A 25,345-nucleotide genomic window follows, 5' to 3' on the forward strand; every position below is an offset into this window, starting at 1 on the left:
TAAGAAAAACTCACGCTAAATTAAACGACTGAATAGCGTCCTATTCCATATTGATTAACATTAACAATACAGTGCTTAGTTAGCAGCGTTTTAACCAATTGCTGGATCACATTTTGCTGAGTATTCGAAGCATTAGATAGCTCAAGACAAGAAACGCCATCCCCTTTATCTAATTCAAATATTTGAGTTAATAACGATTGTTGTTTACCCGTTAATTCCATCATCACGTACTATACCTTTATTGCTTCAATTATTATTTATGAAGATATCACCAAAAGATGATGGCAATCAATGGTGCTAACGAAATAGTGCCAACTCCTGCAAATAGCATCACTAAACTTGCGACTACACCTGCTTCAGAATCAATTTTATACGCTTGTGCTGTACCCGCCCCATGCGAACTTCCTGCTAAACCAGCCCCCTTTGCAATCGAGGTTTTGATTGAAAAGAAACTTAAAATCAAATCACCGATTAATATCCCAATCACGCCGGTAATAACAACAAATAGTGCCGTTAAATCAGGTTTTCCACCGACAAGTTTTGAAGCCTCAATTGCAAAAGGAGTTGTAATCGAGCGAACCGACAAACTACGTTGCAACAGCTCTGGTAATTGAAATAATTTAGCTAATAGTACCGAACTTCCTACACCAACGACCACAGCAGTAAAAACACCAACAGAAAGAGATAGCCAATGTTTGACGACAATATGACGATTCTCATACACAGGAACCGCAAAAGCTATCGTTGCAGGGCCTAACATCCAAAGTAACCATTTTGAGTCATAAATATAGTGACTATAACTGATGTTTAAACCATATATAATTAATAGCAAGAGTAATGGAGCAAACAGTAATGGGGTAAAAAGAACAATATTTTTCTTCTTGTATAGCCACTTGCTTAGGTAATAACAAAAAATAGTGACAAAAAAAGAGAATACAGTGATAAAAATTGTCATGATTAAAGACTCCAGAAAATATCGATTAACATATCAAGCTGACAATAAAACAGATTTAATGTGGTAAATGAAATAAGTTTTTTTTAACTTTAACTGTTCCGTCTAAATGCCCTTTTTTACTTTTTAACTTTTTTTCAACCTTGAACAATTGATCCACCACGATGGCAGTTGAAACCATCACTAAACTGGTGCTAATAAAAAGTAATAAAATAATTTTACTTCCTTGAGTCAAAAGTAGGTCTTTGTAATTCATTACCGATTCCACCGCTGGAATAAAAAAAAGCAACATCTCAGCCAATAACCAGTTTGCTCCAAATTTAAACCATTCAACTTTTACGACTCTACAAGATATGAGTAACAGTAATAAAAGCATGCCAAAGACATTCGCAGGAATAGGGATTCTAAATGCATCAACGAAAAAATGTGAAAATATCGTCAATCCACCAATTAAACAAACTTGTCCAATAGTATGTAAAACGACCTTATTCATGCTGAAACCTTAAATTAATAGTGACTTGTTATGATATAAACGATTATATTTTTAAATCATCTATAATATAAATGAATAATAAGCATGAAAACCATTCTATTTAGGCATGCTTCAACAACAAAAACGGAGCATAAGATGGATCTCAAATCACTAAACTATTTTATTCAATTAGTTGAAACAAGAAACTTCACTAGAGCATCAGAATTAAGCTTTGTCTCACAACCGACCATTAGTAAAGCTATTAAATCATTAGAGAATGAATTTGGTGAGAAACTAATTCATAAATCAGGCCGTCAAATCGAATTAACCTCAGTTGGTGAGTTAGTTTATCAACGTGCCATGGCTATCCAACGGCAAAGTGACACTCTTAAACAGCAATTAGCCGATTTAAAAGGACTCAATTCAGGTACATTGTCGATCGGTATTCCTCCAATGGTTGGTTACCTCTTTGCTGATTTAATTTTTCAGTTTCGACAAAAATACCCTAATATTCAGCTTAAAATTTCAGAATATGGCAGTAGAAGAATTGAACAAGAATTAAAAAATGGAGAGTTGGATTTAGGGGTTTCAATGTTACCACTCGCTGAAGCGGATTATTTTAGTTGTTACCAAATTTTTAGTTATCCTATTCGTTTAGTGGTTCCCAATAAAGCTCATTGGCAACAATCAGACACGATTATGCTGACACAATTAAAAGCTGAGTCATTCTGTCTACATAATAGCGAGTTTGCCTTAAGCGATATCATTGAATCTCACTGTTTAGCACAAAATTTCAAACCTCAAGTTAGCGTCCGCTCAAGCCAATGGGATTTTTTAGCCGCAATGGTGGAAAAAGGAATGGGGATTACTTTTCTACCTGAACCTATCTGTCATAAATTAAGCCATCATCAGCTTTTGTTTAAAACCTTATCACCAACTCTCAATTGGGATTTAGGTTTAATTTGGGGACTAGATCGTTACTTATCTCATTCAGCATCGGCATTTTTAGCTTTAGCTCAACAAGAAAAGAGATAACTCGCTTCGATAGCAAAGAGTCACTCAAATCAATTAAACATTTAATCCTTGATAAATTGCAGAAAAGCCACTGACTAAACAAAGTACAAGAGCAGCGATTCGAACCTTCTGCTTTGAAAGCCGTTTATTCGTCAAAAGTGCAATACGGTACCCTAGCCAAGCCGCAGGAATAAGTGGAATTGTAATGATCAAATGGTGCCAATTAAATAATCCTGCAAAATAAAGAATAATTAATGAAATTGTAGAGCTAAACATAAAGAAAGCCGATAAATTCCCCCTTAATTGATTGGCTTCTTGATGTTGCAATAAAATAGCCATCGGAGGTCCTCCTATTCCACTACTGGTTCCAAAGAAACCTGAAAAGAAACCTGCAATTGAGAGTTTGGCTTTAGTCGGTTCAAGCCTAAAGGGTAAAACACTAATTAGTACCGCAAAGACTACCATCAAGCCCAACCACAATGAGAGAGTTTGCGTTGAGACATATAGCAGTAAAAAAACACCCGCAATTGAACCTGGTATTCGACCAACAATCGCCATCTTTAAATCACCAATCTCTATATTTTGACGATACTTATGAGCAGAAAGAATGGATATAAGTAAACCAATAATACTGACAGGCACTGGAACATATTCAGGCGAGATTTGAAACAATATCGGTGCTGAAACGATAGCAAGACCAAAACCAACGGAAGTTTGGACAAAAGCACCAAGGAAAATTAATCCTGCTGCCATTAAAGTGGTATGGCTCCACCATATATCAGCCATTAAGAGCTCCAACTAGTAATAAATCAATGATTTGAAATCATTATACCTAAAATAATTGGAGTTGCTAGTAGGCGGCAAGCGAGTAAAGCTCCATGATTCTAGGTGTTCTATATGATTGGGGTGAACGAGCGACGCCAACGACCTAGCAGCTTCAAGTATGAGGGGTATATGATGAATATAGAAAGAGAGTATACCTTAACCTAACAACAATATAGGAATACTTTAATTTAATATTGATTTCAATCGTCTCTGTCAATCAAGGCATCATAAGAATATTGAAGATAAAATTCGAGAATATAAAAAACTTCACTATTCTTTAATAAGTCACTTATTTTTATCATGCTATTTGGAAATTAACCATGCGCCCTTTTGAAATTTTCCTCAAACTATCTCTTAGTATTAGCCTATTTTCTATTGCAGTTGCTATCGTAATTTTCACGGTCGAACTTAAAGCTATTCGAACAGAACTTCCGATCCTATTGGATAAAGTTGATAGAACTACCAATAAAATCACTCCGCTCATCGCTGAGATTAATCAAGCTCAAATGCAGCTTCCTGAATTGATTGCTCAAAGCGAAGGTTATCAAGAGCTTATTCCTCAGATATTAAGACGTGTGGATGATATCAATACGCTTGTTCCTGATTTATTACAGCGAATTGATGATATTAACCAACAAGTACCCACATTCGTTGACCAATCAAACCAATGGCAAAAGCAGATCCCAACTATCACCAATGAGCTAAATAATACAAATAGATCTATTCAAGGTGTTACAACCCAAATCCCATCAGTACTAAAAGAAAGTGAAGCATTAAGAGCGGAACTCCCCGTCATCATCGCTCAAGCTGATAACTTGGTTGCAAATGCCGAAACTGCAGGACGAGAAGCAAGTAAAGGTGCTGTAAGTGGCGTTATTGGTGGCATTTTAAGCTCCCCATTTCAATTAGTCGATAAACTAGGTAACGCATCAGCTGAAAAACTTGGGTTGAAGAAAGATCAAAGTTTAACTAAAGAAGATACAAGCTTGAATAAAGATGCAATCGCCCGCGTCATTGAACTAAATAAAGTCGGTGCCGTAAGTCAATGGACAAATAAAAAGTCAAACAACAGTGGTACCGTATCAATTGTCAAAATTGATAATAAAAAATATCAAGTCTGTTATACCATCACCAATCAAATGGAGATAGCAAAAGGCCCCGATCAAGGTCAGCATAAAATAACGATATCTCAGTGTATTGAGAAATAAATCTCTATATTTATTTTCGCAAGAAATCCTATTCATTCTAACTAAAAAACGAACAAACCTGGAAAAAACATACCTCCTAGTTTGTTTATAACTCAATAAAACTCACTAATTGATACTTAAAATAGTAATATCTCATTAAAAGCATCTATTCAGATCAACAATTACTACTTAGACAAAACAAATATTACATAAATAATGTGATATAGAGCTAGAACTCAGTTTATTATCAATGGTAAGGTATGCGGCATAATAAACCAGCTATATAAAGAATAGGCGATATATAATTATGTGGAATAAGTTAAACAAATCCATGATGTTCTGCCAGATGATGTTTGGGCTTTCATTTTACGGAGTCATGGTCACTCTAACTCGATTCTTTTTAACAGAATTGAATTACAGCGAAGCAGATACCATGATGGTTGTGGGAGCTTTCTCTGCTATTGGGCCACTTTTTGCAATCGCAGGTGGCTTTATTGCAGATAAATTTCTTGGTGCATATCGCTCATTAACCATTGCATATATCGGTTTTACTGCCGGTTATGGTCTTCTTGTTTTAGGTGCAACGACGCTTAATGTACCACTTTCTCTTTCTGGGATTGCATTAGCAAGTTATGCTCGTGGCTTAATGTCACCGTCTTACCCTAGCCTATATAAGCGTACCTTCAAATCTCACGAAGACTTCGAAACATGTTACCCAGTTAACTATTCGGTTAATAATATTGGTGCCTTTTTAGGACAGTACCTCTTCCCAATGCTAGTTTTAGTTGTTGGTTTTAATGGTGGATTCTTACTTTCAGGCTTATTGGCTTGTGCTGCATTAATAACTCTTATTGTCTTCCGTAAAGGGTTAGTGAGTGTTGGTGCCGATATCGATAAAAGCAGTGTGAGTACAAAAAACTGGATTTCATTCTTAGCGATTTCTGCTGCGATGATTGCGCTTGTATTCTTCATGTTTTCAGACATGGATATCGGCCAAAATATCGTCTACTTTATTGGTATCGCAGCAATCGTATATTTCATCTACTTAATGACTAAAGCAACCAAAGCGCAGGCATTAAAGATGGGAACAATCTTAATCGTCACCTTCTTAACGACGTGCTTCTTTGTTTATTATGGTCAAATGATGACGTCGATGACCATGGTAGCAATGAATACCATGCGAGGGGATCTCTTCGGCTTTATCCCTGTTGCACCTGAAGCTTCAATGTCTATGAACCCATTATGGTGCATGGTTGCAGGTCCATTATTAACCGCAGGGTTTGCGGCATTAGAAAAGCGCAATATCACCTTTACGACAGCGACTAAAGTGGCCTTCTCCTTTGTTTTAACAGCCATCGCTTTCGGTATTTTAACTTTGGCCGTCACTACCGTTGGTAAAGATGCCGTTATTCGCCCAGAAGTATTCTTACTTATTCACTTCTTCCAAGCATTTGCAGAAGTGATTGTCGGTTCAATGGTTGTTTCGTTCATTCTATCTGTTGCTCCAAAACATATAGAGAACTTCTCAGTCAGTTTATTCTCTGTTGCAATTGCGCTGAGTGGGATCGTCGGCGCCGCTTTCTCTACGACAATTGCATTAGATAAGGGTCAGCAAATTACCCAGCAGATCGTTCACACGTTATATGGTAATTATTTCCAGCTATTAACTGTTCTAGCCGTTGTCATGGTGGGTATTGCTCTATTAGCATCTTATGTAATTAAGAAAATGTTAACTGCAGCTAAGAAGCATGAAACGGAAGAAGTCGCTTCTTAAGGTCTTCTTTGAATTAATTATCTTTTACAATAAATTTAAAGCCTAAAGATCCAGTCGGTGATGGTTCTTTAGGCTTTTTTTTGTTAACATAAATACAAGAACAGCCAAACTAAAACCAAGCCATTGTTTTATTTGGTAAAAATAAAACAATGGCTACCAACTTCATTGCATATTCTTTTTTTAAATTACCAATAAGTTTCCATAAAAACTTATAATTTAAATTTTTATCACAGTAAATGTGACCTAAGTCTTAATTTTTTCACCTTTTATTGAAAAACACTAGTCAAATGAAAGCACTTAATTTACAATAAAAAATAACTAGTAACACATTCAATTACATACTTAGAGGCTTATCATGAGACTGATTCCATTAACGAATTCTGAGCAAGTTGGCAAGTGGGCTGCACGTCATATCGTTGACACAATTAATGCATTTAATCCGACTGAAGAACGTCCATTTGTTCTAGGTCTTCCGACGGGTAGTACTCCCCTAACGACTTATAAAGAGTTAATTGAACTTTATAATCAAGGTAAAGTGAGCTTCAAAAATGTTGTTACTTTCAACATGGATGAATATGTTGGTATTGATCCGAACCACCCTGAATCATACCGTACATTCATGTACACAAACTTCTTCAACCACGTTGATGTACAAGAGCAAAACATCAATCTTCTAGATGGTAAAGCAGAAGACATCAATGCACATTGCCAAGCTTATGAAGAGAAAATTCGTTCATATGGTAAAATTAACCTATTCATGGGTGGTGTTGGTAATGATGGTCATATTGCATTTAATGAGCCTGGTTCATCTTTATCTTCACGTACACGTATCAAAACGCTAACTGAAGATACGCGTATCGCGAACTCTCGTTTCTTTGATAACGACGTTAACCAAGTGCCTAAGTATGCATTAACGATTGGTGTTGCAACATTACTTGATGCTGAAGAAGTGATGATTCTTTCTCTAGGCCATAACAAAGCACAAGCGTTACAAATGGCAATTGAAGGTTCAGTTAACCACATGTGGACTGTGACGGCACTTCAGATGCACAAGAAAGCCGTTATCGTTGCAGATGATCCAGCACAGCAAGAATTAAAAGTTAAGACCGTAAAATATTTTTCTGAATTAGAAGCAGAAAATATCAAAGGCTTATAATTTAAAATTATTTATCCATTTAATCTTGTAATCACAAAGATTAAATAAGATATAAATGACAAAAAGGCGTGGCTACTACTATTTTAATAGTGGTAGCCACGCCTTTTTTATCAATATAAAATTAAATTTAGATTAACGCATTATCTTCACAAAGCTTAGTAACAATATTTGTCACAGCTAGAACAATTGTCGAAATAACACGTTGATTATGACGATGCAAGAACATCTCTAATGATGAATCATCTAACGTTTTTAAAAATTCAGTATCCAACTCGATAGGCATAATTGCGTTAATCGCATTAATTCGATTTAACTCAAACATAATATCACGATCAGTAAAGCTAATACTCCCTTCTTGGATCTTTAACCATTCATGTAGCGTGACAAAAATCTCAATATCATCGTAATCTTCTTTACCGATAACACCAAGGCCTAATAGTAGTTTAATCCTCACGAATACATCACCCAGCGGACCTTGATTATCAAGCAAAGGATCAACGACATACTTCACAGCATAATCATCTTTGTGGAAAATACTTTGAATCAATAATTCAATGGTGTCATTAAGGACTTGATATGAAATACTTAAGCAATCTGAGGGGGATTCTGCATTAGACAGTCTCTCTAAGAGTCGGGCTTCATCTAATTTTTTCTTTGCCATAGTAGACCTATCATTGTTTATATCTATTTAGAGCAAACTTGCTAATTATAAGATTAAGTCTCTGCTCTAACCATAATATATCTACAACTGCATAATATATCGATTATTTCTGGTTGATTATAATAAATGAATAAGAGAAAAGATAGAAATAAGGCGGTGTTGCCAAGGGGAAATGCAACACCGCCTTATTATTTATCACTAAGTTTAACGAGATATTGGTCTTTTTTAGTCAACGATAACGTATTTATTACAGTGCAAGATAAGCTTGTTCTGCTCGTTTAACGGATTCAGAATCAACAGCTAGACCAGAATAATGCGCGAGTGTTTTAGCAAAGCCTTCTTTTGCAAACATATCTTGAAGTTCTACAGCTTGAGGATCTTCACTATTTTGATAACGGAATGCCGCTGCAATGCCTTTGATAATATGAGCATTTGGAAGACCATATTCAAGAGTACCATTTAATGGTTTCACTAAACGTTCTTGTGCCCCTAATTTACGAATCGGTTGACGACCAACACGATCAACCTCATCAACTAAGAATGGGTTTTCAAAGCGACCGATAATCTTTTGAATATAGGCAGCGTGAGCATCAGCATCAAACCCGTAACGTTTGATCAGCACTTCGCCACTTTCTTGCATTGCCGCAATAACATTCTCTCGCACTGAAGGATCTTTGATTGATTGTTCAATGGTTTCATGACCAGCAAGAATACCTAAATAAGCGGTGACTAAGTGCCCTGTATTTAAGGTAAATAATTTTCGCTCAAGATAAGCCATTAAATTATCTGTACGTTCCATCCCCGCAATCTCTGGTATTTCACCGTGAAATTGTGTTTCGTCAACAATCCATTCACTGAACGTTTCAACCGTAACTGCGAGTGGGTCCGCTTCACCCGCTTCTGCTGGCGGAACAATTCGATCAACGGCAGAGTCAACAAAACCAACATGAAGGTCTACTTTTGCTTTTAATTCATCTGAAAGATAGGAATAAACAGATTCTTTAAGTTGTGTTGAACCACGAACCATATTTTCACATGCAATAATATTAAATGGCTTTTCATTGCCTAGTTCAAAACGTTTCTCTAAACCCGCTGCAATTGATTTTGCAATAATTTTTAATACATTTGGTCCAACAGCCGTGGTTAAAAGATCAACATTCGCAATAACATCAATCACATCATCACTGATAGAGCTAATTGCTGTGACATTTGTAACGATATCAGTGGTACAAGTCTCACCGACAACTTTTACTGGGTACTCATTACGCGTTTGAAGCGCACTAACCACCGTTTCGTTAACATCTGCAAAGGTAACATGAATACCGGCATCAGAAAGTAATTTACCGATAAAACCACGACCAATATTACCTGCACCAAAGTGTAAAGCTTTCATAATCAACTACCTTATCTATCAAAAAAACAAGGAGACCAAACGTAACTTGATCTCCCTATAACTCGTCTTAACCTAAATTACTTACCATTTAGGATTCTAAGTACATCTTCTTTATTCGATGTAGATTTTAAGCACTCAATTGCATCTTCATCATCTAAGGCATTAGTAATCGCACTGATAACATGAATATGTTCATCACCTTGTGCAGCAATACCCATTACCATTTTAGCTACATCATCTTCATCATCGCCCCATTGAATACCTTCTGGGAACTGACAGAATACAATACCTGTACTCTTAACAAACTCTTTTGCTTCAATCGTACCATGGGGTACTGCAATTGATTCACCTAAATAAGTAGAAACTAATTTCTCTCTCGCTTGCATTCCTGCGACATATTCAGGACTCACATGATTCAGCTTAACAAGTTGATCACCTGCAAATTTAATTGCCTCTTCTTTACTTGTTAACTTCATACCTAAGAAGATATTGTCATCAGTCAGTTTTAATGTTCCTTTAGATTCTGGAGCAGCTTCAACCGTTTTAACTTCTGTTGCACCTTGAGCTTGAACAAGTTCAGCAACAAGGCTGTCATAAGTTCCGCTATCTAGGAAATTAGTTAGTGAAATATGATGAGCAGATGGCGCATGTTGACGTGCACGCTCAGTCAAATCTTGATGAGTCACAACAATATCAACATCACCCGGCAAGTTGTTAATCGCCAAATTAGTGACTGAAATATCTAAACCAGCAGCTTGAACTTTTTTGCGTAACAAGCTTGCTCCCATTGCACTTGAGCCCATACCTGCGTCACATGCAACAATGATTTTTTTCACTGCGGCTAAATCTAATGCAGCACTAGCTTTAGATTGAGATTTCATCGCTTTCATTTTATTCGCAGCGTCTTCTAATGATTCGTCCTCACCATTATCAGCTTGAGTCTTCATTAATAGAGCAGCAACACCAAATGAAACAGCGGTTGCAGCGATAACAGAAAGTGAAACACCAAGCATTGATTTGCCAGGAGTCATTAATAAGATTGCGATAATTGAACCAGGAGATGCTGGAGCAATTAGGCCTGAATGAAATAATACGTTAACGAATACACCTGTCGCACCACCAGCAATTACCGCTAAGATTAGGCGAGGGTTCATTAATACGTATGGGAAATAGATTTCATGGATACCACCAAAGAAGTGGATAATTGATGCACCAGCCGCCGACTGTTTCGCACTTCCCTTACCAAAAGCCATATAAGCAAGAAGAAGACCTAAACCTGGACCAGGGTTTGCTTCAATAAGGAAGAAAATTGAACTACCAATTTCTTGAGATTGCTGAATACCAAGCGGTGTGAAGATACCGTGGTTAATTGCATTGTTTAAGAATAGGATTTTTGCAGGTTCAACAAAGATTGAAACTAAAGGTAATGCACCTAATTGAACCATTGCATTAACACCAGCAGCTAGGCCAGTAGAAGCGATATCAACGGCAGGACCGATTGCAAAGAATGCAATAATGGCACAGAACATACCAATAATACCTGCTGAGAAGTTATTCACTAACATCTCAAAACCACTTTTTACTTTACCATCGATAGCTTGGTCAAACTTTTTAATCGCATAACTACCAAGAGGACCAGCAATCATTGCACCTAAAAACATTGGAATGTCTGTACCAACAATAACACCCATCGTTGCAATAGTACCGACTACAGCACCACGCTCACCAAATACAATTTTACCACCCGTGTAACCAATCAATAGAGGTAACATGTAGGTAATCATTGGACCAACCATTTTGGCTAGCGTTTCATTTGGTATCCATCCCGTCGGGATAAATAAGGCAGTGATCAAACCCCATGCGATAAACGCGCCGAGATTAGGCATAACCATGTTCGATAAGAATCGACCTAAGCTTTGAACTTTAATCTTTAAATCTGAAGACATAAGAACCTCAATTAGTAAGTGCAATCAATGATATTTGTTAGTCATTATTTCTTAATAAAATTAGCATATATTTTTCTCTTAAGGTAATCACTCACAACTATGTGATCATGATCACATAAACTGCCAGTAAATCGAGAAACAAATGTGATACATGTCACATTGTTTTTTGATCATAAAACTACATTGTTCGTTTTATGCTCAAATAAAGAAAAAACAGTGATCTTGATCACTATTAAAAGTCAGCTTTAGTTTTACTTGTTGTGATCTAGATCACTTAATGAGAGAAAGTAATTTATCAAATTTTTATTCAAGTCTTTTATAAATAATTTTCCCATAAACCACATTAAGAGTAGATTAAATTTTGTAATAAACTTTCACACCTAATAAAAATTTACTCTCTTCTATAAAACAACCAAATCCTAAACGCTTCATTTGATAATCTGTACCTTTTGTCGCATTTCCTAAGTTACGAAAAGAAACATGTTGATAAACTAAGTTTCTTTTCGTAAGATGTGCTCATTCGAATTATCAAGGTCTTTTAGATGAAAAGAAATACAAATCAGAGACGTGAAGCGATCGTCAAAAGGGTAAATAGCTCTGACCACACGACAGTTGCTGATTTAACACGGTACTTCTCTACCTCTGAAGTAACAATTCGTAAAGACCTGACGGAGCTAGAGAAACAGAATAAATTAATCAGAAAGCATGGTGGCGCGATTCCTATTCCAAACTCTTCTTTATCGGCAAACTTTATTGTAGAACAAAAACAGGTTTCGAAACGAAAGCTAGAGTTATCAGATTTAGCAAACTCATTAATTAAAGAAAAAAGTCGAATTATTATCGACAGTGGAAATACCACAGCAGGTCTTATTGATAAATTAAACAATAAAAAAGGGTTAGTTGTGATGACAAACTCGCTAATTGTTGCCAATAAGATAGATAACCTTGCAGCTGCCCCTACTCTTTTAATGACAGGTGGAACTTGGGATAGTCAATCTAATTCATTCCAGGGTAAGGTCGCTGAGTCTGTACTTCGTGCTTATGATTTTGATCAGCTTTTTATTGGTGCCGATGGGGTGGATTTATCCAGAGGTACCACTACTTACAATGAGCTTATTGGATTAAGTCAAGTCATGGCTGAAGTCGCAAAGCAAGTGATTGTGATGATTGAGTCAGATAAAATCGGTTACAAAATTCCAAATCTCGAACTGGCTTGGTCGAATATCGATATTTTAATTACTAACAGTGATATTACCGAACATCAACGACAAGAGATTGAATCTCACAATGTCACTGTAATAACAGCATAAACAGTTTATTTTTTCTATTTTACATTTTTATAAGGTTTTACTATGTGTGGTATTGTTGGAGCAGTGGCTCAAAGAGATGTTATTAATATTTTAATCGAAGGTCTTCGTCGTTTAGAGTATCGTGGTTATGATTCAGCCGGTATTGCCGTATTAAATCAAGATAAAGCGTATACCCGTGTTCGTCGTTTAGGCAAAGTTCAAGAGTTGGCTGATGCTGTTGCTGAAAATCCAGTTTCTGGTGGTACGGGTATTGCTCATACTCGTTGGGCAACGCATGGCGAACCTTCTGAGGCCAATGCCCATCCTCATGTGTCCAATAATATTACTATCGTTCATAACGGTATTATCGAAAATCATGAACCATTACGCGCAATGTTAATCGAGCGTGGTTATCAATTTAACTCTCAAACCGATACTGAAGTTATTGCTCACCTTATTGAGTGGGAAATGCGCACCAGTGAAACACTCACTGAAGCAGTACAAAAGACGACACCTCAATTAGAAGGTGCTTACGGTATGGTTGCGATGGACAGCACAAACCCAGATCTTCTAGTTACCGCTCGTTCAGGCAGTCCTTTGGTGATTGGTTTAGGAATGGATGAGAACTTCCTAGCGTCAGATCAACTAGCTCTTCTAAATGTCACTCGTCGTTTCATTTACCTTGAAGAAGGTGATATTGCCGAGATCACTCGTCACAATATTAATATTTTCGATATTAAAGGTGATGCTGTCGAGCGTGAGGTTGTTGAATCTACCGCTGAACACGATGCAGGTGAAAAAGGTCAATATCGTCACTTTATGCAGAAAGAGATTTTTGAACAACCGACAGCCTTAATCAATACCATTTCTGGAAAAATCAATAACAGTGAAGTCATTTTAGAAAGCTTAGGTACTAACGCGGCCGAATTATTAGCAAAAGTTCAACACGTTCAAATTATTGCATGTGGTACGTCTTATAACTCTGGTATGGCATCTAAATACTGGTTTGAATCGCTAGCGGGTGTCAGTTGTGATGTAGAAATTGCCTCTGAGTTCCGTTACCGTAAGTTTGTCACTCGTCCAAACAGTTTATTAATTACCCTTTCACAATCAGGTGAAACTGCAGATACTTTAGCAGCACTTCGTATTGCCAAAGAGTCTGGTTATATGGGAGTTATGACGGTATGTAACGTTGAAGGTTCTTCAATGGTGCGTGAATCAGACATTGCTTTTATCACTAAAGCAGGTACCGAGATTGGCGTTGCCTCTACTAAAGCATTTACCACGCAACTTTCAGCACTACTCTTGTTAGTGACCGCGATTGGTAAACAAAATAGTAATATCAATCCTGAATTAGAAAAAGAGATCGTTCACGCTCTTCACACTATTCCTAATCATGTTGAGCGCGCATTAACGTTTGATAAAGAGATTGAAGCTTTAGCGATTGATTTTGCTGATAAGCATCATACTTTGTTCTTAGGTCGTGGTGAGTACTACCCTATCGCAATGGAAGCGGCATTAAAACTAAAAGAGATCTCTTATATTCATGCTGAAGCTTATGCAGCAGGTGAACTTAAACACGGTCCACTGGCATTGATTGATGCCGATATGCCTGTCGTTGTTATCGCGCCAACCAATGACTTACTTGATAAGCTTAAATCGAACATTGAAGAAGTTCGAGCTCGCGGCGGTTTACTGTATGTCTTTGCAGATGAACAAGCGCAGTTTGAAGCCTGTGATGGCATGAAAATTATTACCATGCCTCACGTTGATCCGATTACGGCTCCAATCTTCTATACCGTCCCAATGCAGTTATTGTCTTACCATATTGCATTGATCAAAGGCACAGATATCGATCAACCTCGTAACCTTGCAAAAGCAGTCACCGTTGAGTAACTTTAAGACTCTTTAGTTATTAAAATCTAACGAGAAGCCATTTTTAAATGGCTTCTCGTTTTTATTCCTATCTAATAAACCGAATTCAAGCAACAATTTTCAACTATAATATAATCAACTTCATTAAGTTTTACTAAATACAAAAATGAGAACAATATGGAAGCACTAACAGAAAAAACAATCTATTGCCCTTATTGTAATGAAGAGCAAACGGTCGTCGTTGATTCAAGTGATATTGGTAATGAGTATATTGAAGATTGTCAGATTTGTTGTAAGCCGATCGTATTCTCAATCAACATTGATGAGCAAGAGCAAGTCTGCATTTCAGTTCGAGATGAAAATGAAGCCTAATTACCCATTCTCATCTCAAATAAACTATACCATTAACTTAAACATCACTTAACAACACTGATATTAAAATGGTTGATTAACCATAAACCAGATATTTGCGCCTTCATTCGAGATCCCAAGATCCGAACGTACGACAATACCACCAGCAAATGCACGTAATGATACCCCGCCATCAAATTTCATGTTTGAGGTTAGATCTTTAATATCATATTCACTAGCCACTTCCCCCAGCTCTAAAAAGCCAACTAACTGAAACCAATCCAGATTTAAAAACTTCAACCAAGAAACGTCTTCAATCGGATTATATTTCAGTGTGTAGCGGTATTCAGCACCGAAGTAAATACTGGCTTTGTCATGAAAACGATACATATCATAACCCCGCATTCTCTCCCAACCACCTAGTGTTGCACCTTCGTTGTATGGAGGACCATTCGTGACGATCACTTGATCATCTGAATAACTTTTTAAATCCCACGTAGGTGAATAGCCCGTCCAAAAGTTAAACGCTAAAATCCGTTGAGAAGCCCAATCTGACTCCCCCAACGATAGATATTTACTGGTATCTAATTGAAGAAAATTCCAATTAGTCTCTGAATCAAATATTTGACCGTCGCGAGAAAAGCTAAAAAATTGACGGCTACCAACTGAGGGGTTTGAAGTGAAGTCGGTATTATCATATTGAATCCCTAATTCAACAGCATGGAGGTTACCGCTAATTTTTCCATCATCGTCTTTAAAAGACTGATAACGATTAAACTGGCGAAATACCACCGTTGTTGTTCCGTTTTCTAACGGATTCCATTGACTCTCTGTAGATTGATTAACTAATAATCCATCAGACATTTTATAACGTTCGATTACATTGTTTTTACGATCGCCAATCGGTAATAAATACTCTAATTTGACATTAAACCAATTGGAGTAACCTTTACCTTCAATGTATTGATCATTACTTGAATTCGAACTTCCAGGAAGAGGTTGACTGCTATCGGTAGGCTCAAATGCACCGCCGCCATAAGCTTTCTGATTAGGATAATAGGCATACATCCCATCAATCGAAAAGAATAATCGCTCCACATATGGAACTTGATAATTCCAAACACCTAAGCCAAGTCCATAACTATCAGATCCTCCGCCATAGACCGTGCCACCTATAGTTAATTGCTCTTGACCTACCCCTTGCATAACGGTACCAACGCCTGCATTGAAACCCATAGAGTCGGTACTAAAAAGATAAGGGAGAATCATCTGATTCTTTTTAAGGTGCCCTTTGTCTTCTCTTTCTATGATATGTTTACTGGTAACAATGGTCGTCGCAAAAGCAGAAGAGTTCATTGACAATATCGCCATCAGTGTTAATAACTTTTTCATTTCAACATCCTTGTATTGCTAACACTTATTCGTACCACCAAATCAATTAAATAAGCCGCGATGATTAAATTAACCCTAACTCTTTTAATCTTTCTGTAAGGTACTCCCCTGCCGTATAATTATCAGAAAGACGAACATCTGGGTGAGGATGTAAAAAAAGTGGTAATGAAATGCGCGAATTCTGCTGGGCTTCACCCGTTGGATTAATCACTCGATGCGTAGTTGAAGGAAAATAACCTTGTGAAGCCTCTTGCAGCATATCACCGGTATTAATAATTAAATTACCAAAATCACAAGGGACATCTAACCAAGTTCCATCTTTTTTCAATACTTGTAAACCTGGCTCGTTAGCCGCTGGTAAGATCGTTAATAAGTTAATATCTTCATGGGCAGCTGCACGAATCGCGCCCGGCTCTTCTGTCCCAAGCATGGGAGGGTAATGAAGAATACGTAACAGAGTATCTTCACTTTTGGCAATCATTTCTGAAAGTTGAATTGAAAATTTTTCTGCAACTTCTATTGGCGAGTGAGCTTCAACCCATGATAGTAATGTTTCAGCAAAAAGAGAGGTTTGTTTATAATAGGCATCAACTTCCTCTTTTAATTCTTTAGGGACTTGTCCCCAAGGATAATAGTGATAGAACTCTTTAATATCTTTGACCGTTGCACCTTTTGCCGTTTCAGACACGGTTGCAGGAAAAAATCCATCTTGTGTTTTGGGATTAAAACGGAATAACTCTTTTTGCTCTGAATTAAAAAATTGCTGCCAATGACTATAAATCGATTCTAAAGATTCTTTTTTTATTGGATGATTGGTTAGAACTGCAAAGCCAGTGTGACGGAGAGAATTGACAAATTGTTCAGGTGCAGTAGATGATTGAAAGTCAATGGTTGTTAAGTTCATTAGATAATTCCTTTATCAATGTATACCCGTGTTACTTGAAGTTGCTAGGTTGTTGGCTGTGCTCATTCGTCGCAATCATATAGAGCGCCTGGGCCTCATTCACTTACCGCCTACTAGCAACTCCAATTACTTTAGATATAGTTAGTTATTATTTTGATTGGTTTATTTAACTGATAATTTTACCACTATGCAAGTTTTTCATTTGAGTATTTATCTATCTTAACTCGTTTCATTTTATCATTAGCGCTTAAATAAAGCGCTAAACAATAGAAAAAGCCAATAGTAAACCCAATTAAGAATGGCTGATCACCAAAACTTATATAGTGATAAAAAGAATAAAGTAGCTTACTGATTAAAAATACAAATAAAATTATTGATAGTTTTATATTCTCGATTAAAACAAATATGATCAATGAAAATATAGCCGACAACAGACCATAAACTAAGGCTATAGGAGCAAAAGGCTGGTGAGTGGTATTGGTGGATAAGAGAACAACCAAAACACTGAGAAGAGAAAATAAAGCTTCAACAGTAAAACGAGAGATTTTCATGTGTCTAAATGACTTCCTAATACAAAAATAATTTTAAAGCTCTGTCCAGTAATAATACCCACAAATTAACATATTTACAACATCGACACCTAAATAATATACATGCGAAACATATCGTTTTTACTTATAATTCTGTTTTAGCTTTATCTTCCACATGCTACTTAACAAAAAAACACCCCTTAACAAATGAAATTAATTCCATATTGGTTAAGGGGTGTCCTTAAAGATAATTAATTAAAGCGGTGTAATACGTGGTTTAAATTAGCATCAGTTATAATATATCGGTTAATGCTACACCTATACCAACCGTTTGTTGATTATGGTCATAATCAATCAAACTTTCACCATAGCCACCAGTATATTGCACATAACCACGTAAATGTCCCCACAATGGGAAGGTCATCCCTAACTCAACGTAACCCTTGCCTTCAGAAAAATTTTGTCGCCCTAAAGCACTGAATTCTACATGTTCCATTTTATAAGCACCGGCTAGCTCGAAGTGTCCCATGTAGTCTTGAATATCGGGATTATCATCACCATCCGACTGAAATGGATCACTTTTGTTCTCCTCAGGAAGTCGCCACCATGGTTTAAAAGAGAAGGCATAATTATCTTTCTCAAATAGAAAATCAAGATAGATACGATTCCAGCTTCTTGATAATCCTTGAGTTCGACCGTTAGATTCATGCTCAAAACCTACACTTCCCCACAAGTTAAGATCGAGGGGTTTCCAAGGCATGGGTGCCATATAAAAAACTTCCGGTTGATAATTGGTTTCTCTAAAAGGACTGGAAATATCATCGGCGTATAATTGCCACCAAGACTTAATTGTAAAGGCAAAGTAAAGCCCATCATCAGGTAAGAGCATATCACCCCAATTTAATGGCACTTTGAAGCTGACTTGGAATTTAACCTCCGTATTTTTTAACCCATCAGGCCACTCTTCCGTGATATCACCATCGCCATATACTTTATAAACATCTTTATTAATATCACTGGTATAACGAGCAGGAAGGATATAGTTCATTTTATGAGGCGTAATAACAAACGGATCAAACTCTCGCGAACTTTCGTGAACAAAGCGTTTTGCGACAAGACTATCGTTCTCATCGGTTTCAAAATTATTCTTCTCTTGACACAATTTTTTTATTTGCTCTAGAGTAATATTTTCATTGGTTTTATCAATTTCATCCAATAAACACTCAGAATAAGGATCATTAGCCAGAGTGGGTATTGGTAGTGTAAGGGCTGCCCCCATCGCTATTAATAATGTCCTTTTCAACATACTGTATCGTCCTTATTTAACTCATTCATATTGCAACAGTTATGTTGCTTTAGCTCTTAAAAATAAGTATATGTCAGTTTTTTTTGATATTTTTAAAATACAAAAAAAAGTCATAAATCAGATTGAGTTATGACTTTTTCTAATAATTTATCCACTAAGGCAGATTTAATTATTTAAATGGATTTTTTGCAATCGGCGCAACAAATACTTTTAGATTAAATTGTGGTGTATATGCGATTGAATCAGCATCCCATGATTCAAGGTCAGTCATATCATCAGTATCAGATCTCATCACATAATATTGAGCTTCAACGCCCCAACGCACAGGCATTTGGCCAATACGAGCCATGCCGATATAACCTAAACCAACTGGCACATTAAAACGATCTTTACCGTGTTTTTTCCAGTCAATAGAGATATTTGGCGTCATACCAATTAACCCTGTATCATTAACTTTATAGTTAATAAAATATTGAATATCCGATTGACTGGTATCTTTACGGTTACTGGTTCCTGCAAAACTCCACCATTGTTGAGCTAAAATACCCAGATTCCAACTATCAATACTGGTTATATCACCAGATTCACTACCTAAACGCGCCACTAAAGCAGCAGGACCCACTTGCCATTTCTCTTGGCCCAAATTATCTTCTGTTGCCGTTGGCGCGATCATCGTTGGACCCACTCCCCAGATCCAACCATCATCACGGTTGGGTGCCGCTAACGACATAAAGACAGTATCCCCTAACCCATTTGTACGGCCATCGGCAAAGATGTCACTCGGCGTTGAATCTTCAGCTACACCTTGACCTGGTGAACTATATTGTTGCAATACCATACGGTTTACTAAATTCCATTCACCATCCATGATTGGCACTGGCATAACGGGTTGGAAACTAAAACGGTTTTGCATTTCATGACCACCACCACGCGTTTTTAACGTGGTGTAATCATTTTGAGCAACCAACATCCATGCGTCAGATACTGGGTTAGCCGATTTTTTTGCAGCTTGAGCTAATGACATTTCGCCGCTGTTATCTGCAGCCATAGTTGTGGAACTTAAAAGAAAAGGAATTGAAGCAGCTATCGAGAATTTTATTATTTTATTTTTCATCACGTTTCCATTCTTATTGTTATAGATATGAATTCTTTTGCTGTGAAATATCTTAAACGATCATAAAAAACGATAAACCGTGATTGATAAAACAGATTGTTCTAATCTATAGGACAATACAAAACACAGATAATTATTATGTATCAATTGATTAACAAGCAACTTAGTGAAAATTTCAGATAACAAATTAAAACTAAAGTGTTGATCAAATCTGCTCTCGAATAGCTGTTTAATATTTCCGTTTTTGCAGATTTTTCAAATTTGTTTTGGGTGATTATAGTTAAAGACAATAATAAATATTCAATAAAGGTATACGATGAAAAAACTTCCTTTAATTTTTTGTAGCTCACTGTTGGCCAGCAGTGTTTTTATCAATGTACAAGCTGCAGAGACTCAGCCAAAATTAATTTTACAAGTAACTGTTGACGGTTTAAGAGCTGATTTAATCGAAAGATATAAACATCATTTTTCAGATGATGGTTTTAAATATTTAATGGATCAAGGCGTCTATTATACCAATGCGAATTATGAACATGCGAACACTGAAACTATCGTGGGTCATGTTTCATTAGCGACCGGTGCTCCGCCAAGTGTTCATGGCATGGTAGGTAATGTTTGGTTTGACCGTAAATTAGATCGTCTGGTCTATAACGTGGAAGATCCGAATTATCACATGTTAACGTCGGGTGCTGGCGTAAATAGTCAAACCGAAGTGGATCCAACCCAAAAAATCGCTAAGGGAGATGGTCGTTCACCTCTGCCTATGCTCTCTTCTACTTTTAGTGATGAGTTATCGATTGCGACCAATGGTCAATCTAAGATTTTCTCTGTTTCAGTCAAAGATCGCGGCGCAATCTCTTTAGGCGGTGATAATGGCAAAGCTTTTTGGTTTTCAAAATCTAAAAATCAATTTGTCACCAGTAATTATTATTATGATGCTTATCCGACTTGGGTTGAAACCTGGAATGCACAACAATACCCAGACCGATATAGCGATCAACAATGGCAGTTATCATTGCCGAATAAAGAATACTTTAATCGTAATCAATCGTTAGCAGATAATGATCATATTATCGATCTTGCTGGTTTCAATAAGCATTTCCCACACTCTTTTGGTCATTCATCTGGTAAATATTTTGGTACGTTACTAACATTAAGCCCAGCGGGTGATGAATTGACTTCTGACTTTGCCAAACAACTGATTAAGGAAGAAGAATTAGGACAAGATAATGTTACCGACTTCTTAGCCGTCAGTTTTTCATCTACCGATTATATTGCCCATATTTTTGGCCCTTCAACGTTAGAAGCGGAAGATAACTTGGTTCGCCTCGATAAAACACTTGCAGATCTCTTTAACAGTGTCGATAAATCAATTGGTCTCAAAAATGTATTAATTGTGCTTTCGGCCGATCACGGAACACCTGAAGCAGCCCCTGTCTCACATGAAATTGGCGATCATGATGCCCACTACTTTCAAAAAAATGCCTTAGTTACCGCACAAATGGCGATACGATTAAAGAAAGAGTTTGGGCTATCTACTGATGTGATTAAACTTTACAGCCAACCTTATATTTATTTAGATCATGAAATATTAAAAAAGAAAAAGATAGCACCGGAGCAGATAGAAAATTTAATCGCTGAAGAGTTAGTGAAGATTTATGGTGTTTCATCCGCCGTAACTCGTCATCAAATTGAAAGCAATCAACTACCAGAATCACGAGTTGGGAAGTTAATCATTCAGAACTACCACCCTCAACGTTCTGGGGATATTCATGTCATCTTCTCTCAACGCACATATATTAATGATATGGATGGTTTGACCATTGCCTCTACTCATGGCTCACCTTGGCGTTATGATACCCATGTACCGGTTATTTTTGCGGGTTTATCTTTAGACTCAAAAATGATTGATCGAGAAATAACACCTTATGATATTTCTCCAACATTATCTAACTTCCTTGGTATTAATCAACCAAGTGGTGCAACCGGGAATGTTTTAATTGAAGTTACAGAAAATAAATTAGATTAAAAAGCAGGCTTAATTACTATTTGATGGTCAAATAAATTAGATTTTTGAATCAAAGGTAAGTGAGTATACCTAAAATAATTGGAGTTGCTATTAGGCGGCAAGCGAGGCCCCATGAGTATAGGCGTTTTATATGATTGGGGTGAACGAGCGACGCCAACGACCTAGCAGCTTCAAGTATGAAGGGTATAAAGCCCCATAAGTATAGGTACGTTATATGATTGGGGCGAGCAAACGCAGCTCATTACTTTTATAAACTGAGTCTAGCTAGTAACTTCAAGTAAGAAAAGTATATAATTAATCATAAAGCGAATTTAAAGCGCGTTAAATTAATCAGTGTGCTTAAAGCAGGCTATTTATACCTAAAATAATTGGAGTTGCTAGTAGGCGGCAAGGGAGTGAGGCCCCATGAGTATAGATGTTTTATATCATTGGGGTGAACGAGCGACGCCAACAACCTAGCAGCTTCAAGTATGAAGGGTATATCAATAATGCTGAAATTTATTTGAATAGAGCTGGGGTTTCTTTGAAGAGTGACAATTTATATCAAGTTAATTTTGACACCTTGAGAGACACCATTGAACCGATGGTCAATGGTATGTTGTTGTTTGACTATGACTGTAACTCTGTCAATCTGGCCAAAAATAAATCAATGAAGGATAAAGCCTTTACTTTAATCCAACTCACACGACCAAATGTTCAATATACCGTTTTACAGACAACTAAAAAATTATTTTTATATTCTAAGCACTTTCAATGTTATAACGCCTCACAAGAAAACAGACAAACAACCTTGATCATCACGGCATTGAACGATATTCCTATCTGCTTTAACGGCTTTTGGCTTAAAGAGACACAAATTGGACTAGTCTCAAACCGTTCTCATGTTCCTTTCTCTTTGATTGTTCCTGCAAACTGTTTAATTATGATCGCTGAACTAAATATTCAGGATAATAAACTAACACGTTTTAGTGATGCGATGGTGCCACTAAACATAAATAATCAATATATTAATAAATTACGAGGTGCCGCGAAAATCGTTTATCAAACCCCGTCAATAAATCCAGGTATTGGCGGAACAGAAGCGTTACTTAATCTACTATATGATCTGGTTCAGCAACTTCCACCATTACGTCCTCAGTCATTAAAAGGTCCAAGTCGATTATCGAGAAAAGATTTAATTCCGAAAGTTCTCAATCATATGGAAAACGATGAAAGTCAATTATTAACCTTAAATACCCTTGCTGATAATTTAAATATCAGTAGCAAAACCATTAATCTTCTCTTTAAACACTATGTTGGAATTGCCCCTAAACGTGCGTCACAGTTAATCAAACTATTCAAATTTCGAAAAGTACTCCAGCAGTCTGATATTCACTCAGTGCTAGATGCGACTGTTTTAGCAAATATTGACCATTGGAGTCGATATTCAATACGATATCAGCAACTCTTCCTTGAGAAACCAAATCAAACACTTAAAACGGCAAATTCTACTTCAACCTAAGACTAAAAAGCCGATGGAGAATTAACGTGATGAGCGCTAATAAAAATAACAGAGTAAAACTCCCACCTCCGCTATAACCTGATTTAAATTCAATATCTGCAATATTTTCTTCTTTCACTCTTAATTTAAATGCTTCTAGTTCATGCTCCAAACTGATAGCCATATCAGTCACCGCCAATTCAAAGCCTTTATAAGATTGTTTGTTGATAGATTTATCAATACCGATAGCCGTCGTTGTTTTCTTTAGAGCACTGACTCCTGCCGCTCTCATTAACATCTGTCTAGATTTCACATCAAAAACCGTCGTTTCAACAAAGGTCTGAGTTAAATTTTGACTGCCTGGAATGGTATACAGACCAACAATGGTTAAATAGAGTAATGAAGCACTATTATTATGACGCTGTATCAATTGGTCGTAAGAGATAAGTGCCATGGTATCGACTTTATAGAGTCGCGCAATTTGTTCTAAAGTATCAAACCCACGCTTTTTCTTTAGATAACTTTGAGGGATAAGTTCAATACGAGCAATAAAGTCATGGCTAATAAATTTAGATTTTACTTGATTCAATAATTGCTGTTGTTGTTGATAGGTTAATTGATTAACTGAATGACTATTAGGTGGAACAAATGCAATACCAACACTCAGTGGCAAGGTTAATTTCGGTTTTTCTGCGGTTTCATAAGTCGGTATATCGCCACTGGGGTATAAATAATCCACCAAACTGCTGGAGGTTGTCGTACTGCCTTGATCACCACTAACCCATGATGAACAACCACTGATAAGCACTAGACTCAATAATAGTAAAAGTATCCGTTTCGTCATGAAACCCTCTCCATAAAAACATCAATGTAATGAAATTTTCTCTATAATATGACCACGGAGAATATATGTCATAAGTGAATAACTTTGTGATTCAGCTCAGACTTACAGTAATCAAAATAAATTATAATTCATTGATATAATTAATAATTTAAAACAAAGGAAAGATCATGAATTTAAAAATAACCAATCGAAAATTAACACCACGTGATATTCAACAGGTTAAAAAGCTTCTATTTCATGATGCTATCAACCCATGGAATTACATTACGGAAGAGAGTATTAATCACCAATTGACTCTTATCGCTCAAAATAGAGCTGCCATTGTTATTGCTGAAAAAAATAAACAAATTAATGAGAATTCAACATCAACTTTAGAGAGTAAGATCATCGGTCTTGCTGTTTTGATCTTTGAACAAGATAGCCACCATTATCGACAATATCAAACATTGACCTCTACTTCAGACGTAAATCAGAAAATGAAATCTTTAGGCTATATCAATGATGTTGTTGTTGATCGTAACTTTACTGGTCAAGGAATCGGGCCTACGTTAATGAAAGAAGTAAAAAACTTAGCTAAACAAAGCGGCATTCAACAACTTTTTGTCGAACGCCATGAGGAGAATATCCCCTCTAAAAAAATGTTAGATAAAAGTAATTTTAAAGTGATTAAAACGTTTTTTGATGATCAAAAAAGATCATCTGGCTCGATGAAAACAGTCATATCTGTCTGTGACCTCTAATCTTGTCAGACTTCTTGTCTAATAAACCCGTTTTAAGGTAACTTACAATTCAAAACTGTGCTGCAGCTCAAGTTTTTATTTTATCTGTTTCATTAATATGTCACCAGATTC

At 36.6% G+C, this 25,345-nt stretch carries 23 protein-coding genes; 10 read left to right on the plus strand and 13 right to left on the minus strand.

Annotated elements, in window-relative coordinates; all coding sequences use genetic code 11:
• Nucleotides 1-20: 20 nt before the first annotated feature.
• The 3 genes from L0B53_RS14810 to L0B53_RS14820 are packed head-to-tail and all read right to left on the minus strand — an operon-like array spanning nucleotide 21 to nucleotide 1,445.
• Nucleotides 21-224 carry a hypothetical protein gene (locus tag L0B53_RS14810; RefSeq protein WP_235060375.1) on the minus strand — a complete coding sequence of 68 codons (204 nt, stop codon included), beginning with the start codon at nucleotides 222-224 and terminating at the stop codon, nucleotides 21-23.
• Nucleotides 225-268: 44 nt separating this feature from the next.
• Nucleotides 269-958, minus strand: a complete 690-nt coding sequence (locus L0B53_RS14815) for an LrgB family protein (protein WP_235062266.1) — start codon at nucleotides 956-958, stop codon at nucleotides 269-271.
• Between the two features lie 52 nt (nucleotides 959-1,010).
• Nucleotides 1,011-1,445 (minus strand): CidA/LrgA family protein, encoded by a 435-nt coding sequence (locus L0B53_RS14820; protein WP_235060376.1) that lies wholly within the window; start codon nucleotides 1,443-1,445, stop codon nucleotides 1,011-1,013.
• 84 nt (nucleotides 1,446-1,529) lie between these two features.
• On the opposite strand from L0B53_RS14820, the gene L0B53_RS14825 reads away from it, so the two are divergent.
• Nucleotides 1,530-2,459 carry a LysR family transcriptional regulator gene (locus tag L0B53_RS14825; protein ID WP_235060377.1) on the plus strand — a complete coding sequence of 310 codons (930 nt, stop codon included), beginning with the start codon at nucleotides 1,530-1,532 and terminating at the stop codon, nucleotides 2,457-2,459.
• A 33-nt stretch (nucleotides 2,460-2,492) separates the two neighbouring features.
• On the opposite strand, the gene L0B53_RS14830 is transcribed toward L0B53_RS14825, so the two are convergent.
• Nucleotides 2,493-3,224 carry a sulfite exporter TauE/SafE family protein gene (locus L0B53_RS14830; protein ID WP_235060378.1) on the minus strand — a complete coding sequence of 244 codons (732 nt, stop codon included), beginning with the start codon at nucleotides 3,222-3,224 and terminating at the stop codon, nucleotides 2,493-2,495.
• Nucleotides 3,225-3,583: 359 nt separating this feature from the next.
• Here L0B53_RS14830 and L0B53_RS14835 point away from each other — a divergent pair, with 359 nt between their 5' ends.
• The 3 genes from L0B53_RS14835 to nagB all read left to right on the plus strand — a co-directional run bounded on the left by L0B53_RS14835 (nucleotide 3,584) and on the right by nagB (nucleotide 7,380).
• A complete protein-coding gene (locus tag L0B53_RS14835) occupies nucleotides 3,584-4,471 on the plus strand; it encodes a hypothetical protein (protein WP_235060379.1) in 888 nt (295 codons plus the stop codon).
• A 286-nt stretch (nucleotides 4,472-4,757) separates the two neighbouring features.
• Nucleotides 4,758-6,224, plus strand: a complete 1,467-nt coding sequence (locus tag L0B53_RS14840) for a peptide MFS transporter (protein WP_235060380.1) — start codon at nucleotides 4,758-4,760, stop codon at nucleotides 6,222-6,224.
• A 355-nt stretch (nucleotides 6,225-6,579) separates the two neighbouring features.
• A complete protein-coding gene (gene nagB, locus L0B53_RS14845; RefSeq protein ID WP_235060381.1) occupies nucleotides 6,580-7,380 on the plus strand; it encodes a glucosamine-6-phosphate deaminase in 801 nt (266 codons plus the stop codon).
• 127 nt (nucleotides 7,381-7,507) lie between these two features.
• On the opposite strand, the gene L0B53_RS14850 is transcribed toward nagB, so the two are convergent.
• The 3 genes from L0B53_RS14850 to L0B53_RS14860 all read right to left on the minus strand — a co-directional run bounded on the left by L0B53_RS14850 (nucleotide 7,508) and on the right by L0B53_RS14860 (nucleotide 11,380).
• Entirely contained in the window at nucleotides 7,508-8,041 is a 534-nt protein-coding gene (locus L0B53_RS14850) for an MltR family transcriptional regulator (protein WP_235060382.1), read from the minus strand.
• 247 nt (nucleotides 8,042-8,288) lie between these two features.
• Nucleotides 8,289-9,434: a mannitol-1-phosphate 5-dehydrogenase gene (locus tag L0B53_RS14855; RefSeq protein ID WP_235060383.1), complete on the minus strand. Its 1,146-nt coding sequence runs from the start codon at nucleotides 9,432-9,434 to the stop codon at nucleotides 8,289-8,291.
• Between the two features lie 77 nt (nucleotides 9,435-9,511).
• The gene (locus L0B53_RS14860) at nucleotides 9,512-11,380 is read right to left on the minus strand and encodes a PTS mannitol transporter subunit IICBA (protein ID WP_235060384.1); all 1,869 of its coding nucleotides are present in this window, start codon (nucleotides 11,378-11,380) and stop codon (nucleotides 9,512-9,514) included.
• A gap of 542 nt (nucleotides 11,381-11,922) precedes the next feature.
• On the opposite strand from L0B53_RS14860, the gene L0B53_RS14865 reads away from it, so the two are divergent.
• From L0B53_RS14865 to L0B53_RS14875, 3 genes are all read left to right on the plus strand, one after another.
• Nucleotides 11,923-12,690 carry a DeoR/GlpR family DNA-binding transcription regulator gene (locus tag L0B53_RS14865; protein ID WP_235060385.1) on the plus strand — a complete coding sequence of 256 codons (768 nt, stop codon included), beginning with the start codon at nucleotides 11,923-11,925 and terminating at the stop codon, nucleotides 12,688-12,690.
• Between the two features lie 42 nt (nucleotides 12,691-12,732).
• Nucleotides 12,733-14,565: a glutamine--fructose-6-phosphate transaminase (isomerizing) gene (gene glmS / locus L0B53_RS14870; RefSeq protein WP_235060386.1), complete on the plus strand. Its 1,833-nt coding sequence runs from the start codon at nucleotides 12,733-12,735 to the stop codon at nucleotides 14,563-14,565.
• A 156-nt stretch (nucleotides 14,566-14,721) separates the two neighbouring features.
• Nucleotides 14,722-14,916 carry a CPXCG motif-containing cysteine-rich protein gene (locus tag L0B53_RS14875; RefSeq protein WP_235060387.1) on the plus strand — a complete coding sequence of 65 codons (195 nt, stop codon included), beginning with the start codon at nucleotides 14,722-14,724 and terminating at the stop codon, nucleotides 14,914-14,916.
• A 63-nt stretch (nucleotides 14,917-14,979) separates the two neighbouring features.
• Here L0B53_RS14875 and L0B53_RS14880 read toward each other — a convergent pair whose 3' ends face one another.
• The 5 genes from L0B53_RS14880 to L0B53_RS14900 all read right to left on the minus strand — a co-directional run bounded on the left by L0B53_RS14880 (nucleotide 14,980) and on the right by L0B53_RS14900 (nucleotide 20,141).
• Nucleotides 14,980-16,287, minus strand: coding sequence for a BamA/TamA family outer membrane protein (locus L0B53_RS14880; protein WP_235060388.1), 1,308 nt, complete (start codon nucleotides 16,285-16,287; stop codon nucleotides 14,980-14,982).
• 64 nt (nucleotides 16,288-16,351) lie between these two features.
• Complete coding sequence (locus L0B53_RS14885) at nucleotides 16,352-17,191, minus strand: isopenicillin N synthase family oxygenase (RefSeq protein ID WP_235060389.1); 840 nt, start codon at nucleotides 17,189-17,191, stop codon at nucleotides 16,352-16,354.
• Nucleotides 17,192-17,376: 185 nt separating this feature from the next.
• On the minus strand, nucleotides 17,377-17,742 hold the full coding sequence (locus L0B53_RS14890) for a hypothetical protein (RefSeq protein WP_235060390.1): 366 nt from the start codon (nucleotides 17,740-17,742) through the stop codon (nucleotides 17,377-17,379).
• Nucleotides 17,743-18,013: 271 nt separating this feature from the next.
• Nucleotides 18,014-19,027, minus strand: a complete 1,014-nt coding sequence (locus L0B53_RS14895) for a phospholipase A (protein WP_235060391.1) — start codon at nucleotides 19,025-19,027, stop codon at nucleotides 18,014-18,016.
• Between the two features lie 169 nt (nucleotides 19,028-19,196).
• Entirely contained in the window at nucleotides 19,197-20,141 is a 945-nt protein-coding gene (locus tag L0B53_RS14900; protein WP_235060392.1) for a hypothetical protein, read from the minus strand.
• A gap of 316 nt (nucleotides 20,142-20,457) precedes the next feature.
• Between L0B53_RS14900 and L0B53_RS14905 the strand changes: the two genes are divergently transcribed.
• Complete coding sequence (locus tag L0B53_RS14905; protein ID WP_235060393.1) at nucleotides 20,458-22,170, plus strand: alkaline phosphatase family protein; 1,713 nt, start codon at nucleotides 20,458-20,460, stop codon at nucleotides 22,168-22,170.
• Between the two features lie 415 nt (nucleotides 22,171-22,585).
• Nucleotides 22,586-23,671 carry a hypothetical protein gene (locus tag L0B53_RS14910; RefSeq protein WP_235060394.1) on the plus strand — a complete coding sequence of 362 codons (1,086 nt, stop codon included), beginning with the start codon at nucleotides 22,586-22,588 and terminating at the stop codon, nucleotides 23,669-23,671.
• Here L0B53_RS14910 and rhlP read toward each other — a convergent pair.
• The gene (rhlP, locus tag L0B53_RS14915; protein ID WP_235060395.1) at nucleotides 23,658-24,494 is read right to left on the minus strand and encodes a rhombotarget lipoprotein; all 837 of its coding nucleotides are present in this window, start codon (nucleotides 24,492-24,494) and stop codon (nucleotides 23,658-23,660) included. The two genes, L0B53_RS14910 and rhlP, sit on opposite strands and share 14 nt — an antisense overlap.
• A gap of 167 nt (nucleotides 24,495-24,661) precedes the next feature.
• On the opposite strand from rhlP, the gene L0B53_RS14920 reads away from it, so the two are divergent.
• Nucleotides 24,662-25,234 carry a GNAT family N-acetyltransferase gene (locus L0B53_RS14920; protein ID WP_235060396.1) on the plus strand — a complete coding sequence of 191 codons (573 nt, stop codon included), beginning with the start codon at nucleotides 24,662-24,664 and terminating at the stop codon, nucleotides 25,232-25,234.
• The last annotated feature ends 111 nt before the right edge of the window (nucleotides 25,235-25,345 follow it).

Source organism: Vibrio sp. SS-MA-C1-2 (assembly GCF_021513135.1).
Lineage (GTDB): Bacteria > Pseudomonadota > Gammaproteobacteria > Enterobacterales > Vibrionaceae.

Excerpts from the sequence above, each read along its gene's own strand:
- L0B53_RS14905 (WP_235060393.1), top strand. The coding sequence starts at position 20,458 with ATGAAAAAACTTCCTTTAATTTTTTGTAGCTCACTGTTGGCCAGCAGT.
- L0B53_RS14885 (WP_235060389.1), bottom strand. The coding sequence starts at position 17,191 with ATGAACTTAACAACCATTGACTTTCAATCATCTACTGCACCTGAACAA.
- L0B53_RS14865 (WP_235060385.1), top strand. The coding sequence starts at position 11,923 with ATGAAAAGAAATACAAATCAGAGACGTGAAGCGATCGTCAAAAGGGTA.
- L0B53_RS14860 (WP_235060384.1), bottom strand. The coding sequence starts at position 11,380 with ATGTCTTCAGATTTAAAGATTAAAGTTCAAAGCTTAGGTCGATTCTTA.
- L0B53_RS14875 (WP_235060387.1), top strand. The coding sequence starts at position 14,722 with ATGGAAGCACTAACAGAAAAAACAATCTATTGCCCTTATTGTAATGAA.
- L0B53_RS14825 (WP_235060377.1), top strand. The coding sequence starts at position 1,530 with ATGAAAACCATTCTATTTAGGCATGCTTCAACAACAAAAACGGAGCAT.
- L0B53_RS14835 (WP_235060379.1), top strand. The coding sequence starts at position 3,584 with ATGCGCCCTTTTGAAATTTTCCTCAAACTATCTCTTAGTATTAGCCTA.
- L0B53_RS14900 (WP_235060392.1), bottom strand. The coding sequence starts at position 20,141 with ATGAAAAATAAAATAATAAAATTCTCGATAGCTGCTTCAATTCCTTTT.
- L0B53_RS14855 (WP_235060383.1), bottom strand. The coding sequence starts at position 9,434 with ATGAAAGCTTTACACTTTGGTGCAGGTAATATTGGTCGTGGTTTTATC.
- L0B53_RS14840 (WP_235060380.1), top strand. The coding sequence starts at position 4,758 with ATGTGGAATAAGTTAAACAAATCCATGATGTTCTGCCAGATGATGTTT.
- L0B53_RS14890 (WP_235060390.1), bottom strand. The coding sequence starts at position 17,742 with ATGAAAATCTCTCGTTTTACTGTTGAAGCTTTATTTTCTCTTCTCAGT.
- nagB (WP_235060381.1), top strand. The coding sequence starts at position 6,580 with ATGAGACTGATTCCATTAACGAATTCTGAGCAAGTTGGCAAGTGGGCT.
- L0B53_RS14830 (WP_235060378.1), bottom strand. The coding sequence starts at position 3,224 with ATGGCTGATATATGGTGGAGCCATACCACTTTAATGGCAGCAGGATTA.
- L0B53_RS14895 (WP_235060391.1), bottom strand. The coding sequence starts at position 19,027 with ATGTTGAAAAGGACATTATTAATAGCGATGGGGGCAGCCCTTACACTA.
- L0B53_RS14920 (WP_235060396.1), top strand. The coding sequence starts at position 24,662 with ATGAATTTAAAAATAACCAATCGAAAATTAACACCACGTGATATTCAA.
- L0B53_RS14850 (WP_235060382.1), bottom strand. The coding sequence starts at position 8,041 with ATGGCAAAGAAAAAATTAGATGAAGCCCGACTCTTAGAGAGACTGTCT.
- L0B53_RS14820 (WP_235060376.1), bottom strand. The coding sequence starts at position 1,445 with ATGAATAAGGTCGTTTTACATACTATTGGACAAGTTTGTTTAATTGGT.
- L0B53_RS14810 (WP_235060375.1), bottom strand. The coding sequence starts at position 224 with ATGATGGAATTAACGGGTAAACAACAATCGTTATTAACTCAAATATTT.
- rhlP (WP_235060395.1), bottom strand. The coding sequence starts at position 24,494 with ATGACGAAACGGATACTTTTACTATTATTGAGTCTAGTGCTTATCAGT.
- glmS (WP_235060386.1), top strand. The coding sequence starts at position 12,733 with ATGTGTGGTATTGTTGGAGCAGTGGCTCAAAGAGATGTTATTAATATT.
- L0B53_RS14880 (WP_235060388.1), bottom strand. The coding sequence starts at position 16,287 with ATGAAAAAGTTATTAACACTGATGGCGATATTGTCAATGAACTCTTCT.
- L0B53_RS14910 (WP_235060394.1), top strand. The coding sequence starts at position 22,586 with ATGTTTTATATCATTGGGGTGAACGAGCGACGCCAACAACCTAGCAGC.